Origin of the sequence: Methylocystis iwaonis (genome assembly GCF_027925385.1) — a bacterium.
GTDB classification, from domain to species: domain Bacteria; phylum Pseudomonadota; class Alphaproteobacteria; order Rhizobiales; family Beijerinckiaceae; genus Methylocystis; species Methylocystis iwaonis.
In genome coordinates this window covers 3,229,092-3,243,651 of the sequence record NZ_AP027142.1, presented here as the reverse complement: position 1 = coordinate 3,243,651, position 14,560 = coordinate 3,229,092, and the positions used below count along the sequence as shown (strand labels likewise).

General features: G+C 61.3%; 12 protein-coding genes and 1 pseudogene. 11 read left to right on the top strand and 2 right to left on the bottom strand.

The annotated features are described in order from the left end of the window. Positions 1-27: 27 nt before the first annotated feature. Entirely contained in the window at positions 28-1,560 is a 1,533-nt protein-coding gene (locus QMG84_RS15515; protein WP_281928995.1) for a helicase HerA domain-containing protein, read from the bottom strand. A gap of 740 nt (positions 1,561-2,300) precedes the next feature. Between QMG84_RS15515 and QMG84_RS15510 the strand changes: the two genes are divergently transcribed. The 6 genes from QMG84_RS15510 (at position 2,301) to QMG84_RS15485 (ending at position 8,453) form a co-directional block, all read left to right on the top strand. Beyond that, positions 2,301-2,744 carry an ASCH domain-containing protein gene (locus QMG84_RS15510; protein ID WP_281928993.1) on the top strand — a complete coding sequence of 148 codons (444 nt, stop codon included), beginning with the start codon at positions 2,301-2,303 and terminating at the stop codon, positions 2,742-2,744. Next, positions 2,741-3,235: a PIN domain-containing protein gene (locus QMG84_RS15505; protein WP_281928991.1), complete on the top strand. Its 495-nt coding sequence runs from the start codon at positions 2,741-2,743 to the stop codon at positions 3,233-3,235. The genes QMG84_RS15510 and QMG84_RS15505 overlap by 4 nt, the downstream gene beginning before the upstream one ends. A gap of 38 nt (positions 3,236-3,273) precedes the next feature. Beyond that, positions 3,274-4,406 (top strand): IS3 family transposase gene (locus QMG84_RS15500; RefSeq protein ID WP_281927849.1). Its coding sequence is split into 2 segments (ribosomal slippage): positions 3,274-3,529 and positions 3,529-4,406, totalling 1,134 coding nucleotides; the frame shifts between segments, so codons are not numbered across the junction. 15 nt (positions 4,407-4,421) lie between these two features. Beyond that, positions 4,422-5,603, top strand: a complete 1,182-nt coding sequence (locus QMG84_RS15495) for a GNAT family N-acetyltransferase (protein ID WP_281928990.1) — start codon at positions 4,422-4,424, stop codon at positions 5,601-5,603. Between the two features lie 679 nt (positions 5,604-6,282). After that, positions 6,283-6,834 carry an ATP-binding protein gene (locus tag QMG84_RS15490; RefSeq protein WP_281928988.1) on the top strand — a complete coding sequence of 184 codons (552 nt, stop codon included), beginning with the start codon at positions 6,283-6,285 and terminating at the stop codon, positions 6,832-6,834. Positions 6,835-7,286: 452 nt separating this feature from the next. Beyond that, positions 7,287-8,453 carry a site-specific integrase gene (locus tag QMG84_RS15485; RefSeq protein WP_281928986.1) on the top strand — a complete coding sequence of 389 codons (1,167 nt, stop codon included), beginning with the start codon at positions 7,287-7,289 and terminating at the stop codon, positions 8,451-8,453. A 109-nt stretch (positions 8,454-8,562) separates the two neighbouring features. On the opposite strand, the gene QMG84_RS15480 is transcribed toward QMG84_RS15485, so the two are convergent. Then, positions 8,563-8,820 carry a hypothetical protein gene (locus QMG84_RS15480; RefSeq protein ID WP_281928984.1) on the bottom strand — a complete coding sequence of 86 codons (258 nt, stop codon included), beginning with the start codon at positions 8,818-8,820 and terminating at the stop codon, positions 8,563-8,565. Positions 8,821-9,147: 327 nt separating this feature from the next. On the opposite strand from QMG84_RS15480, the pseudogene QMG84_RS15475 reads away from it, so the two are divergent. From QMG84_RS15475 to kdpC, 5 genes and pseudogenes are all read left to right on the top strand, one after another. After that, positions 9,148-9,542 (top strand): annotated as a pseudogene (locus QMG84_RS15475) (transposase); the annotation flags it as partial. A 456-nt stretch (positions 9,543-9,998) separates the two neighbouring features. Beyond that, the gene (gene kdpF / locus QMG84_RS15470) at positions 9,999-10,085 is read left to right on the top strand and encodes a K(+)-transporting ATPase subunit F (protein ID WP_281932035.1); all 87 of its coding nucleotides are present in this window, start codon (positions 9,999-10,001) and stop codon (positions 10,083-10,085) included. A 33-nt stretch (positions 10,086-10,118) separates the two neighbouring features. Beyond that, positions 10,119-11,828 carry a potassium-transporting ATPase subunit KdpA gene (kdpA, locus tag QMG84_RS15465; protein ID WP_281928983.1) on the top strand — a complete coding sequence of 570 codons (1,710 nt, stop codon included), beginning with the start codon at positions 10,119-10,121 and terminating at the stop codon, positions 11,826-11,828. Positions 11,829-11,841: 13 nt separating this feature from the next. Continuing rightward, complete coding sequence (gene kdpB / locus QMG84_RS15460; RefSeq protein ID WP_281928981.1) at positions 11,842-13,950, top strand: potassium-transporting ATPase subunit KdpB; 2,109 nt, start codon at positions 11,842-11,844, stop codon at positions 13,948-13,950. Between the two features lie 10 nt (positions 13,951-13,960). Then, positions 13,961-14,560, top strand: a complete 600-nt coding sequence (kdpC, locus tag QMG84_RS15455; protein WP_281928979.1) for a potassium-transporting ATPase subunit KdpC — start codon at positions 13,961-13,963, stop codon at positions 14,558-14,560.

The following is a 14,560-nucleotide window of genomic DNA, read 5'->3' as shown; positions in this document are numbered from 1 at the left end:
GCGCCGCCTGCGGAGCATGCCCTCGGTTCAGTCCGCGGGCGCCGCCTCAGCGGTCTCCGCGCTCGCCGCGGCGTTGGGATCGCCAGAATCGGTTTCCCAGGCGACGCCGGGAATGGCCACGATGCGTCTGCCCAGGCCGTCGAGGCGGCAGACGATCGCCTCACGCTCTTCCATATAGGCCAAAAGGCGGCGCGCCCGCCGGGGGGAGTTGGTGCCATAGGCGCGGGCGACCTCTGCGTCGGAGGGGCAGGGGCGGCGGTCGAATGCGGCCCGCGCAAGGGAGAGGAACACGCCCTGCGAGTCCTCCGGCAGCGCGTCCGCCATGGCCAGCACTTCCGCCCAAGGAGAGCCCTCCGCTTCCGCCTCGGCGAGGTCGACGCCCGCATGGGCCGCCGCGAGTCGCCGGCGGAACGACGCCAGGCTGAGCGGCTCGCCGCCGATCCGGCGAATCCGGCAGCGCGCCAGGAAGTCCTGGTAAAGCGCGGCGGCGGCGCGGAACTCGCCGGCGCCCTCGCTCACAATATCGCAGACCGCCGCGTCGATCGCCGCTTGGCGCTCCTCAGGCGACAGGCCGGGCGGCGGCTCGGCGACAGGCGGCGGCGCCGGCGGCGCGCTGCGGGCGAGCTGGGCGAGCACGTCCACTGTTGGCGTCACCGCTGCAGGCCGGCGCGGAACCGAGAGACGGGCCTCGTCGGCGCCGGGGGTGAACAGCAGATCATGGGCGTCCTCTGCGGCCATAGGCTCCGGCAGCGGCGCGAGCTTGGGATTGGTCGAGCGCGCCGAGGTCTCCACCGGGCCGATTCGCACAGGCAGCGGGCGGCGCGCCAGGGCCGGGCCGAGGGCGACGAAATTGCCGCTTTCCAGGTCGCGGAACATCTCCGCCTGACGGCGCTCCATGCCGAGGAGATCGGCGGCGCGGGCCATGTCGATGTCGAGAAAGGTGCGGCCCATGAGGAAGTTGGAGGCCTCCGCCGCGACATTCTTCGCGAGCTTGGCGAGGCGCTGGGTTGCGATCACCCCCGCGAGGCCGCGTTTGCGTCCGCGGCACATGAGATTGGTCATGGCGGCGAGCGACGCCTTGCGCGCCTCGTCGGACACCTCGCCCGCGGCGGTGGGGGCGAACAATTGCGCCTCGTCCACAACCACCAGAACGGGATGCCACATCTCGCGTTCGGCCTCGAACAGGCCGCCGAGGAAGGCGGCGGCGGCGCGCATCTGCTGCTCGGTCTCGAGCCCTTCGAGATTGAGCACCACCGAGACCCGGTGCTTACGCACGCGCGCGGCGATGCGCTGGAGGTCCGTTTCGCTGCGCTGGGCGTCGACCACCACATGGCCGTAGCGCTCGGCCAGGGTGACGAAATCGCCCTCCGGGTCGATGACGGCCTGCTGCACCCATGGCGCGCTCTGCTCCAGCAGGCGGCGCAGCAGATGCGACTTGCCGGAGCCGGAATTGCCTTGCACCAGCAGGCGGGTGGTCAGCAGCTCCTCAAGATCCAGCAGGGCCGTCGCCCCGCCCGCGCGGGCGCCGAGGTCGATGGAAATCCTGGGGGACGGCGTCATCGCAGCGCCCGCCCGGCAGTGAGGGAACCAAAAATCATTGCGCGACTCATATCGATTCGCGCGGCGCGTTCAACTGCGGGAATTAGATGGCGAGCGCCCGCTATACACAGGGCGGAAATCTGTCAGCGGCAGTGGATCGCGATGGCGAAGCCAATTGAGTTGACCGCGAGAACTGCTCCCGCTGATGATTTGCAGGTTTCCTCCACAGCTTTCGAAGCGTCTCCCACGTAAACCCTTTATCAAGCATTTTTGCTTGAACTCTGCATCTGATGGTATATTTAACAATATAACGAAGTATGCTGAGTAGCAGCTTGATGATGTTGTAGATGATATCTGAGGTTATGACCGTAATGAATTAGCGAGTAGACGCAGCTGGTGTGCGCTACGATAACAAAACAACAAATTTTCGTAAGTTCGCTTGGTAAACTTCTGAAACCGTGCCTCTTTCTGATTAAGGGTGGCGCAACGAGCCTTCAACCTGATCTTCAGTCCTCGTTCCCCAGGAGCGTGCAGAGCGGTTGAAAAAGCTGCTTGCCGAATGGAAGGCGGCCAAGGCCGGCTTCGTGGCGGCGAGCAAGGCTTGCCACTGAGCCTCGATCATCGTTTGGATTGGAGTTCGCGCAGCTTTCTAGGAGATTGCACCCGCCCCTGAGTCCGTCGAAAAAACGCGCCCTGAGGACTGACGATGTTGTGGCTGGCCCGACTGTCAGCTATCCTGAGTGATAACTTCACGGAAGAAAATGACGACCTTAGATCTCTTTCGACATGATTTCGTGCTCAGCATCAAGCCCGAATACGCGATCAAGATTATTGAGGGCGTAAAAAAGGTCGAGCTGCGTCGTCGCTTCCCGCCAGGCACAGTAACTGGCGCACGTCTTTACGTCTATGCGACGGTTCCGCTCCGAGCGCTAATCGGATTTGCTACGATTAGCCGGATCGACTATTTGCCGGTCAATGATATTTGGCGTCTTTATGGTGAAGTTGCGTGCATCGCACGCGAGGATTTTGACGCCTACTATCGTGGTCTCACCTCAGGCTACGTCATTGTTCTCAAGGATGTCGTGCCGCTTTCACGGCCCATTCCGTTGGCTGTCTTGAAGGAAGAACTCGGCTTTACTCCTCCCCAGTCCTTCGCATACGCCGACGATGGATTTCGTAAGATTGTCAGTGGTGATCTGAAATGAAGCTTTTGATTGACACGAACATCATTATCGAGCTTGAGGACGACAAAGAGGTCGCAGACCATTTTGCAGAAATGCATCGCAAGTGCGGCGAACATGGAATCAAGCTCTTCGTTCACGAAGCTTCCAAAGAGGACATTGAACGCGACAAGGATGCAGTGCGGAAGCGTAAGACGCTCAGCAAAATCAAGAAATTTCTACCTTTGAAGCGGAGTGGCAAGCCGACCGATGCGGTTCTCGAGGAAGCGTTCGGAGCACTGAAGAAGCCTAACGATAAGGTCGATGCGACGCTCCTACACTCTCTTAGCAAAAAGGCGATCGATCTCCTGGTATCGGAGGATGTAGGCCTGCATAAACGGGCTGCCGCCGCCGGACTTGGATCGCGCGTCTTGACTGTCCAGGATGCGCTGAGCTGGCTCAAACGAAATTTCGACCAGGACAGGAGAGCCGGCCTCACGAATTCGGACAGTAGCTTGAGTGGATTTTCTGCCTGACAGCGGCGAGGATTCTCGCTGCGAATCAGGAGCATTCGATGACGAAGCGAAGCCGCCGGACGCATTCTCCGGCCTTCAAGGCGAAAGTGGCTTTGGCCGCGATCAAGGGCGAGAAGACGCTGGCCGAGCTGGCGCAGCAGTTTGACGTCCACCCGAACCAGATCACGACGTGGCGAAGCCAGTTGCTGGAAGGCGCGGCCGGCGTTTTCGGGCAGGATAAGACGGAGCCGAAAGAGGCCGCCGTCGACCTGAAGGGTCTTCACGCGAAGATCGGCGAACTCACGTTGGAGAACGATTTTTTGTCCGGCGCGCTCACAAAAGCGGGATTGCTGAGCGCAAAAAGATGATCGACCGCGATCACGATCTTTCGATCGCCCGGCAGGCGAAGGCGCTGGGCGTCGCCCGCAGCTCCGTCTACTACAGGCCGCGGCCGGTTTCGGCCGAGGACCTCGAGCTGATGCGCCGTCTCGACGCGCTGCATCTCGAACACCCCTTCGCGGGCGCGCGGATGCTGCGCGATCTTCTGCGGCGCGAGGGCGTCGCCGTGGGCCGCCGGCATGTCGCGACATTGATGAAGCGGATGGGGATCGAGGCGCTCTATCGGCGGCCGAACACGAGCAAGCCTGCGCCGGGACACAAGGTGTACCCGTATCTGCTGCGCGGGGTGAAGATCGAACGGCCGAACCAGGTCTGGGCGACGGACATCAGCTACATCCCGATGCGGCGCGGCTTCGTCTATCTCGCAGCGGTCGTCGACGTCTTCACGCGGCGCGTCCTGTCGCATCGCGTGTCGATCACTATGGAGGCGGAGTTCTGCGTCGAAGCCTTGAAGGAGGCCCTGGCGAAATACGGCAAGCCAGAGATTTTCAACACGGACCAAGGCAGCCAGTTCACCAGTCTCGACTTCACCGGCGTGCTGCTCGATGCGAAAATATCGATCAGCATGGACGGCAAGGGCGCGTGGCGGGACAATGTCTTCGTCGAGCGGCTGTGGCGCAGCGTGAAATACGAGGAGGTCTATCTCAAGGCCTATGACAGCATGTCCGAGGCGCGCGCCTCGATCGGCCGCTATCTGGCCTTCTACAACGAGGGGCGCCCGCATACGGCGCTTGACGGGCGCACGCCCGACGAGGCCTACTTCGGCATCAAGGAAACGGCGATGGCCGCATGACCATCGCCGTCGATTTTGTCGCAGCTCTGGTCGGGCCTAGGCCCTCCCGCCGCCGCGACAAAATCGAAACGCCCCGCGTTCGGCAAACCCCGGCAGAGATCCACTCAAAATCCGCGGGGAGCTGTCCAGACAAGCGAGGCCAGCTCTAGGGTCTTTCTCCCTTCAGTCGCGGAAGTTGGGGCTCATGAGCTAGATTTTGAAGCCCCACTTTTTGATGGCCTTCGCTCGGATTACCCCTTTGATACGTGGGCAGAGAAGTGCCGTAACGAGCATCGTCCATGCTGGGTCGTCTGGGACGGTGAAAATCTTGCGGCCGTCGTCATCAGGAAGGACGAGACTCGTGACGAGGCCAGAACTACCTCACCGGGAGACCGAGTGCTCAAGATGTGCACGTTCAAGGTCGGCGAGGGGTATCGGGGGTTAAAACTCGGCGAACAGCTGCTCAAGCAGGTTTTCTGGCATGCTCAGCGTAATGGCTACGACACGGTTTATGTGACAGCCTTCCCCAAGCAGAAGGAGCTCATTGGGCTCCTGAAGGAGTATGGTATCTTCGATTCGAGAGTCGCCGAGAACGGCGAGCATGTCTTCGAGAAGGCAATAATAAGAGGCGCGCCGACTCTCTTTCCCGATGAGGAACTGCTGGCTGGCGCGCATAGGATTTACCCGAGATATTTTGACGGCCCCGATATTCAGAAGTTTGTGGTGCCGATTTGGCCTACATATCACGAAAAACTGTTTCCGGAAGCCGCCATGGACGAGACGGCTACCGCCGAATCGACCGGCAAGCCCGGCAACACCATTAAGAAGGTCTATCTTTGTAACTCTCCCAACAATCAGCTCAGGCCTGGTGATCTCCTATTCTTTTATGTGACCAAGGGAGGATCGCAGTTTTCGCAGTCCGTCGCGACGTTAGGCGTGATCGAGTCCGTGCAAATTGCTTCCAACATCGCTGATGTGCGCCGATTGACCGCCAAGAGATCGGTCTTTCTGGACCAAGAGCTGGTTAGCTGGGTAAGACAGAAGAGTTCCATCAAGGTGATTGATTTTCTGCTTGTGGGTCATCTCGATCCAGCGATTCCGCTCAGCGAGGCCATCAAAAAAGGTGCCCTTAAGAGCCATCCGCAGTCGATTGTTCAGTTGCTAGAGATTCGATACAAGCGGCTCAAATCGTTGTTCCCTGAGGGGTTTGGGTCCTGACTGTTGCTGAACTTGTCCTAGCGCGCCGCGAGGTAGCCACTCTGACGTTCGGCTGTTTGCCAGTGGGAACGAAATGATAAATGCTCACAAAATCAGTCGGCTTTAGAGGCCCATAAAAACCCTGCAGTGCGGTCAGAAGTTCGTGCCTTGAACGGAATCCGTCTGACACGGCATCCTGATCGTTCAGGTCCTTGATATTCTTGTATTGGACGCGGGCAATGCGTAACTCGCCCCTCTGGCGGGCCGTTAGGTGACTTGCGCCTTTCTCTACTACAAAGAGTGGGAGGGTGGACTCGCAGGGGAATTCGACGGCGTGCGGCGTATACCGGATCGTCGTATGCTTGCGATTAGCCGTGACCAGCTCGGCGAGCGCTGTCAGCATGACAAACCGCGACCGGCCAACAGAGCGCAGGCTTGGGAAACGGCGCTCAAGCTCGCCCTTTAGAGCCTGTGGCTGCCAAGCGTGGCGGCCGGCCAAATCAAGCGTGTATTCGAAGCGCATTCGTTCCCCGATTCGCTCCCAAAATGAGATGCTGCTTCCCGGCCAAACCTGAGTTTCGCGTTTTAGCCCATCAATTAGAATGACGAGGCGATTTTCTAGGCCGTCATCATAGGAGACCGACTTTATGATGAAAATGGTAGATCGACTGGGTGAGGCTGAATTTTTGGGGGTGGCATCGTGACTACGATTGCGGTTTTTGGAATTTCTGGCGTTGGAAAGTCGCGGCTGTGCTCGCTTTTGGCCGACAGGTTTGGCCTCGCTCACGCCCAGGCGAGCGACCTTCTCAAGCGGGCCAAGGAAGTGGAAGCGGGCAAGTCTGTTTCCGCTGAAGACCTGCGCAAAGGCGCGGTTTTGGATAATCAGTCCTTATTGGTGTGGTCATTTAGGAAATTTGCGGCGCAAGAGCCCCGCGACATCATCTTTGACGGGCATTCCGTGATCGACGCGGGAGACAAGTTGATCGAGATTCCAGTCGACGTGATCACAGCGATCGGTCCGGCGGCGGTGTTGTTTCTTTGGGAAGAGCCTCAGACTATCGCCGTGCGCCGTACAGCTGATTTAGGCCGACAACGCCCATCTCGCTCGGCGGCAGAGCTTGCGGAACATCAGACGCGGGCCGAAGAGCTTGCGCAGTTCTATGCGCAAAGGCTGCAGATCCCTTTCTTCCGGCTCCGCTCTGGAGACGATGAAGAATGCTGCAACCTGTTGGATGGGCTCCTATCACAATAGGTATCCCACTGTACTGCTGGGCGGGTGCGATGTCGTCGCGCGGGTGACCTGCCCCTGAACTTCCACTCACCGGCGAGTTCAGCCCCCGGCAGATGATACAACCGTAGGAAAGGCGTTCGATTAAATTGGCCTCTCGACACGCCGCTGCCAGGGAGGCTAGCAAGCAGCGAATTCGGCTGCGTGGCGACATGGTGGCGACACAGCTCCCAAGGAGGCCACTCGGGCTGCCGCATGTCATCGTAACGTCTTGATTTGAGTGGTGAGCGCGCCGGGGCTCGAACCCGGGACCCCCTGATTAAAAGTCTCATTTTCCGCCTATCCGGCACTATCCGATTCCCCGCCACAGTGCGATATCATATTGATTTATATTGACATTATCTTCGGCATCGTTTCCGATTGCCGCCAGCGACTTTCTTGCATGTGGTCACCATTTGGTCACCGAAGGAGGCGAGATGAGTGAGCGAATCGCGAAGCTGACGAAGCGCGTCGTCGACGCGGCGGCGCCAAACGCCGAGCGCTATGTCATCTGGGATAGCGCCCTCAAAGGGTTCGGCCTGAGGGTCGAGCCCTCGGGCACGAAGACATTTCTGGTCCGATATCGGGCTGCCGGGCGAAAGCGATTTGTGGCGGTCGGCCGGTTTGGCCCCTTGACCCCGGAACAAGCGCGGGGGCTGGCGCAGGCGACGCTCTCGGAGGTGCATATGGGGCACGATCCGGCGGAAGAGCGACGCCGGGAGCGCGCGGCGATAACAGTCGCGGAGCTGGCGCTTCGATTTCTGGCGGAGCATGTCGGGCCGAAACGGAAGGGAACGACGGCCATTCACTACCGAAGCCTAATCGAGCGTTATCTCGTTCCAAAGCATGGGGTCCGCAAAGTGCATGATTTGTCACGGCCCGATCTCGCGCGCCTCCATCTGTCCATGCGGGAGCAGCCCTATCAGGCCAACCGGCTGCTGGCGGTGGTCGCCAGTATGTATTCGTTTGGAGAGCGGATGGGACTGACGCCCGAAGCGTATAATCCGGCGAGCCGTATCGAGCGATTTCCGGAAAGCCGACGTGAACGGTTCTTGAGTAAGGAGGAGCTGGGGCGGCTCGGGGAAGCATTCCGACGCTTCGAAGGCGACGGGCGGTTCCGAGAAGGGGTCGCCGCGTTGAGACTGCTGCTCTTCACCGGGGCGCGCCTGCGAGAAATCCTCCACCTGCGCTGGGAGCATGTCGACCTCGACCGCGGGCTTTTGTTCTTGCCCGACTCGAAGACCGGCAAGAAGACAATCACGCTCAATGCGCCGGCGATGATGGTGCTAAGCTCGCTAGAACGCGTTGGCGACTGCGTCATTCCCGGCGCCAATCCCAATGTCCCGCGAGCCGACCTCAAGAAGCCCTGGCTTGCCGTTACAGAGGCCGCCGGCCTTGAGGGACTACGCATTCACGATCTACGCCACTCCTTTGCCAGCGTCGGAGCCGGGGCGGGGCTTGGGCTCCCGATTGTCGGCAAGCTTCTAGGCCATATGCAAACTGCGACAACGCAGCGCTACGCGCATCTCGACGCCGACCCAGTCCGTCTCGCGGCAGATAAGATTGGCGCGAGCCTCGCCGCCGCGCTTGACGGCAGTGCATGAAAACGGCGAGGGGATGGTCAATCATGCGACCCGGGCCTGCCTGCAAACGCGATAACTTCCTCCGCGTTATCCAACAGTGCGATCATTTTGGCGACGACGCGCCGGGCGTTTAGCGCGCCTGACGGGCGCGCTCGAACTCGTCGAGGAGATCGGCGATGGTGGGCGGGAAACGGTCCTTACCCAAATGCGAACAATGGCGGCGGCGAGGATTTGGGCCGAGAGAACAATCTCGCCGAGCTCCAGGAGAGCCGCGTCGGCATAAGTCTGGACGTTCGGGGATCATCCCGCGCGGGAAGCCGTCCAGCATGATCGACAGCAGCACGGAGACCATCTTCTCGTCGGCCTTGGCGTCGAGCACATGGCACAATTCGTCGTCCCGTCGGTGCAGCGCCTCGCGGGCCGGCAATTGCTCCCGGCGGATGAGAGCGCGTTAACGGACGGCGTCTGGGGTTCGCAAGTCCAGCAATCTGACGCCGATCCACTCGCCGAGCCCGGCGTCGATGATCCGGCGCAGGATTTGTTGATGTTCGAGAAGCGGCTCGAACAGCGCGCGGGTTCGTCGGGTGCGGCGGCCGTAGCCCCGAATAACGGCGCCTGGATCGGCGCTACCAAGGAGCGTCAGTTCGTCCATGATCAATCTCTCTTGGCTCTGGGAGCCTCGGTTTCGCGACTGGACATTTGGATCGCTTTAGACTTGCTCGGCGAGGAGCGCCGCAAGACCGGTTGGATGCTCGCCGAGGCGGCCGGCGATTCGGGGCCGTGGCGACAACAAGTGATCCTTGGCCGTGCACGCTGGGACGCGGATGCGTTGGGCGGCATCGTGCGCGATGACGCGCCCGAAATCCCTGGCCGATGACGGCATGGTTCTCATCGACGAGACAGGGTTCCTGAGGCTGGGCAAAGCCGCCCTGCGGCTCGTGCGGCAATACACGGGCTCGGCGGGCAAGATCATGAACCGCCAGATTGCGTCGTCGCCTGCTTTATCGCGCCGCGCCGCCAAGCTTCATTGACCACGAATTGCATGTACCCAAGAGCTGGATGGACAATCCGGAGCGTATGGCAAAGGCGCATGTTCCAAATGGGTTCGCTGCCGAGCAACTCAACGCACCGTGTCTGAAGCACGTCAAGAGCGACCGCCATCTGGAAAGGAACACGCCGCGGATTCCCTGATCTCTGGCGGAGCGCCTTGCTTCTCTCCCGTTCCGGACAGCCATCCGAAAATCTTAATGGCTTCCTTATGTCTTTTGCGGCCATCCTCCATCGTGTCTGATCGGTCCTTCGGCGACAAACTCGAACGGACCGATAATGCAGGCCATGGAGTTCTGTCATGCCAGAGCCAATCTTGGCGTTAGGCCTTTTCGCCTTTGTATTCACGGTCGGAAACAATCTCGTGCAGGAGATCAAATGGCGACGGGATAGAAAGACACGGCGCAGCTGAGGAGGCGGCGAATGCTCGACTTTGTCTACGTCGCCTTGGACATCGTTCTCTTTGTCGTCGCCGCCGCCTATGCGCGCGCGTGCGGTCGTCTTTGAAGGAGCGGCGGCATGTCGGAACCAGCCATCGGCTTGCTCGTGGCCGTTCTTCTCGGCGTTTATCTCGTCTACACGCTTCTGCGCCCCGAAAAATTTTGATGAGGGAGGCCCGGCTCCGTCCGGGTGTTCGCCATGACCGCAATTGGACTGGCGCAGATCGCCATCGTCCTTGTCGCCGTGATTGCCGCGGCCTTGCCGCTCGGCGCCTATATCGCCCGCGTCATGGGCGGGGAGCGTACGGCGTTTACGCCCGCGCTCGCGCCGATCGAGCGCGGCTTCTATAAATTATCCGGCGTCGATCCTGCGCGCGAGCAAAATTGGCTTGCCTATGCGATGGCGATGCTCGCCTTCAGCATCGTCGGCTTGCTGTCGCTCTATGCGTTGCAGCGGCTGCAGGGCGTTTTGCCCCTCAATCCGCAAGGCTTCGCCGGCGTGCCCGCCGACCTTGCCTTCAATACCTCGGTCAGCTTCGTCACCAATACGAACTGGCAGAATTACGCCGGCGAGACGACCATGAGTCATCTGACCCAGATGCTCGGCCTCACCGTGCATAATTTCGTCTCCGCCGCGACAGGTCTTGCGATGGCCTTTGCGCTGGTTCGCGGCTTCGCGCGCAGCGATTCTTCGACAATCGGCAATTTCTGGGTCGATCTGACGCGTGCGACGCTTTACGTGCTGCTGCCCATGTCGATCGTCCTGGCGCTCGCCCTTGTCGCGCTCGGCGTTCCGCAGACGCTCGCGGCCTCCGCGAAAGCGACGACACTCGAAGGCATTGATCAGGTGATCGCGCTCGGGCCTGTCGCCAGCCAAGAGGCAATCAAAGAGCTTGGCACGAATGGCGGCGGCTTCTTCAACGCCAATTCCGCCCACCCCTTCGAAAACCCCAACGCCCTCTCCAATATGCTGGAGATATGGGCGCTTCTCGTCATTCCCTTCGCGTCGGTCTTCGCCTTTGGGCGCGCAGTTCTCGACGCGCGTCAGGGGCGCGCGGTCGCGACGGCGATGGGGATCGTGCTGCTGTTTGGCGCGCTTTTCGTGTATTGGGCGGAAGCGGCGGGCAATCCGTTTCTGACGGACATCGGCGTCGATCCTTCGCCCGGCAATATGGAAGGCAAGGAAGTCCGCCTCGGCGTCGCCACCACCGTCCTTTTCGCCGCCGCGACGACCGGAACAAGCTGCGGCGCGGTCAACGCCATGCACGACTCTTTTACCCCTCTCGGCGGTCTGCTGCCCATGTTCAACATGCTGATGGGCAGCATTGCGCCGGGCGGGGTCGGGGCGGGGCTTTACGGTTTCCTCATGCTGGCGGTCATCGCCGTCTTCGTGGCCGGTCTGATGGTCGGGCGCACGCCGGAATATCTCGGCAAGAAAATCGAAACGCGCGAGATGAAGCTCGCCATGCTTGCGATGCTGATCTACCCGCTGACCGTTCTGGGCTTCACCGCCGCGTCCGTCATGTTGCAGACAGGCCTCGCCAGCATGAACAACGCCGGGCCGCACGGATTGTCCGAGGTTCTCTACGCCTTCGCCTCGGCGAACGACAACAACGGCTCCGCCTTCGCGGGTCTCTCGGGTAACACGCTTTGGTATAACACCACGCTCGGCGTGGCGATGTTCGTCGGCCGCTTCCTCTTCGTCATTCCGCTGCTCGCGATGGCGGGCTCCTTTGCGGCGAAGAAGAAGGCTGCGGCCTCGGTCGGCACATTCCCGACACACGGTCCGCTGTTCATCGGCCTGCTGCTCGGCGTGATCGTCATCCTCTACCTGCTGCAATATTTCCCGGCGCTGGCGCTCGGCCCGATCGTCGAGCACTTGCTCATGACCGCCGGCAAAACCTTCTGATTGGAGCACGCTCATGTCCTCGAAAGTCGCCGCTCCCGGCTTGTTCGACGCCGCGATCATCAAACGCGCCAGCATCGACGCCTTCAAAAAGCTCGATCCACGCCGACTGGCGCGCAATCCGGTGATCTTCGTCACGGAAATAGTTTCCGCGCTGGTCACGGCCTTTTTTGTGCGAGACCTCATCGCCCAAAATGGCCAGGCGTTCTTCTCAGGCCAGATCGCAGCCTGGCTTTGGTTTACCGTACTGTTCGCCAATTTCGCCGAGGCGGTGGCGGAAGGGCGCGGCAAGGCGCAGGCCGATGCGCTGCGCAAGACCCGTAGCGACACGCTCGCCAAGCGACTCATAGACCCCTGTGGCGAAGCCGGCATGAAAGAGGTCTATCAGGGCGTCTCGGCGCTCGAGCTGCGCGTCGGCGACATCGTGCTCGTCGAGCCGGGAGATCTCATTCCCGGCGACGGCGAGGTGACCGAAGGCGTCGCCTCCGTCAACGAGTCCGCGATCACCGGCGAGTCAGCTCCGGTCATCCGCGAGGCGGGCGGCGACCGTTCCGCGGTCACGGGCGGCACGACTGTCTTATCCGACTGGATCAAGGTCAAGATCACCGCCGCGCCCGGTTCTACTTTCATCGATCGCATGATCGCGCTCGTTGAGGGCGCGCAGCGACAGAAGACGCCCAACGAGCTGGCCCTCTCCATTCTGCTATCGGGCCTGACAATCGTCTTTCTCATCGTCTGCGTGACGCTGTGGCCGCTTGCGGTCTATTCGGGCGCGTATCTCTCCATCACTGTGCTTATTGCGCTGCTCGTCTGCCTGATTCCGACAACGATCGGCGGGTTGCTCTCGGCGATCGGCATCGCGGGCATGGACCGGCTCATCCGCTTCAACGTCGTCGCCACCTCGGGACGCGCGGTGGAAGCGGCGGGCGATGTCGACACGCTGTTGCTCGACAAAACTGGAACGATCACTTTCGGCAACCGCATGGCGGATGAATTCGTGCCTGTCGGCGGCGTCTCGGAGCATAGGCTTGCCGAAGCGGTGCTGCTGGCGTCTCTCGCCGACGAGACGCCTGAGGGCCGTTCGATCGTCGCACTGGCGACGAGCCGTTACGGTCTCGAGGCCCCGGTGCTCGGCGCGGAAGCGATGATCGTTCCCTTCTCGGCGCATACGCGCATTTCCGGCGTCGATCTTCCCGGCCGCTCGCTGCGCAAGGGTGCCGTCGACGCGGTGCTCGCCCAGGCGACGCCTGCGGTCTCTGAGTGGATCGGTGGCGGTACGACGACGCTCTCCCCCAGCGCGGTCGATCGCGCGCGTGTCGAATTCGATCAGGCGGTCGAGCGTATTTCGCGCGCCGGCGGAACGCCGCTGGCGGTGTCGGAGAACGGCCGGCTGCTCGGCGTCGTGCATCTGAAGGACATCATCAAGCCCGATATAAAAGCGCGCTTTGCGGCTCTGCGCGCCATGGGGATCAAGACGGTCATGGTGACCGGCGACAATCCGATCACCGCCGCGGCGATCGCGGGCGAGGCGGGCGTAGACGATTTCATCGCCCAGGCGAAACCTGAGGACAAGCTCGCCTATATCCGAAGGGAGCAACAGGGCGGGCGCCTCATCGCCATGTGCGGCGACGGCACCAATGACGCGCCGGCGTTGGCGCAGGCGGATGTCGGCGTCGCCATGCAGACGGGCACGCAGGCGGCGCGCGAGGCCGGCAATATGGTGGACCTCGACAGCGATCCGACGAAGCTTATCGAGATCGTGCAGATCGGCAAGCAGCTTCTGATGACGCGGGGCTCGCTGACGACCTTCTCCATCGCCAATGACGTCGCGAAATATTTCGCGATCATTCCGGCGCTTTTCGTCGCCGCCTATCCCCAGCTCGAGACGCTCAATGTCATGAAGCTGGCGTCACCCCAATCCGCGATCCTTTCGGCGGTCATCTTCAACGCGCTCATCATCATTGCGCTCATCCCGCTCGCCTTGAAGGGCGTCGAATATCGTCCCGTGGGCGCCGCCGCGCTGCTGCGTCGCAATCTGCTGATTTACGGACTCGGCGGCATCATCGTCCCCTTCGGGGGAATCAAGGCGATCGACCTCGTCGTCTCTCTTCTTCATCTCGCTTGAGGAGGCGCGAATGCTTTCCCAACTTCGTTCCGCAATTGTCATGATGGCGCTGTTTACGGTCCTCACAGGCGTCGTCTACCCGCTCGCCATCACCGGCGTCTCTCAGCTCGCCTTCGCCGAGCGAGCCAATGGCAGCATGATCGAGCGCAACGGCGTGACCGTGGGATCGTCGCTTATCGGTCAGAACTTTACATCCGAGCGCTATTTCCACGGACGGCCGTCGGCGACGGTTGGCTACGACCCCTCTGACGCCACCAAGACGGTAGACGCGCCATACAATGCCGCGAACTCCGCGGGCTCCAATCTCGGGCCAACGTCGAAGAAACTCGTCGACCGCGTTAATGCGGCAATCGAGGGGGAGTTCGCGGCGGGGCGCATCGACGTTGTCGCGGCCGACGCCGTGACGACCTCGGGGTCGGGCCTCGATCCCCATATCTCGCCGCAATTCGCGCTGGCTCAGATACCCGCCCTTGCCAAGGCGCGCGGGCTCGGCGAAGACCGATTGCGCCTCCTCGTGGAGGAGCATACGGAGGGGCGGCTCATGGGCGTGATCGGCGAACCGCGCGTTAACGTCCTGCTGCTCAACATTGCCCTCGACGCGCTAAAATAA

Excerpts from the sequence above, each read along its gene's own strand:
- QMG84_RS15515 (WP_281928995.1), bottom strand. The coding sequence starts at position 1,560 with ATGACGCCGTCCCCCAGGATTTCCATCGACCTCGGCGCCCGCGCGGGC.
- QMG84_RS15510 (WP_281928993.1), top strand. The coding sequence starts at position 2,301 with ATGACGACCTTAGATCTCTTTCGACATGATTTCGTGCTCAGCATCAAG.
- QMG84_RS15505 (WP_281928991.1), top strand. The coding sequence starts at position 2,741 with ATGAAGCTTTTGATTGACACGAACATCATTATCGAGCTTGAGGACGAC.
- QMG84_RS15485 (WP_281928986.1), top strand. The coding sequence starts at position 7,287 with ATGAGTGAGCGAATCGCGAAGCTGACGAAGCGCGTCGTCGACGCGGCG.
- kdpF (WP_281932035.1), top strand. The coding sequence starts at position 9,999 with ATGTCGGAACCAGCCATCGGCTTGCTCGTGGCCGTTCTTCTCGGCGTT.
- kdpA (WP_281928983.1), top strand. The coding sequence starts at position 10,119 with ATGACCGCAATTGGACTGGCGCAGATCGCCATCGTCCTTGTCGCCGTG.
- kdpB (WP_281928981.1), top strand. The coding sequence starts at position 11,842 with ATGTCCTCGAAAGTCGCCGCTCCCGGCTTGTTCGACGCCGCGATCATC.
- kdpC (WP_281928979.1), top strand. The coding sequence starts at position 13,961 with ATGCTTTCCCAACTTCGTTCCGCAATTGTCATGATGGCGCTGTTTACG.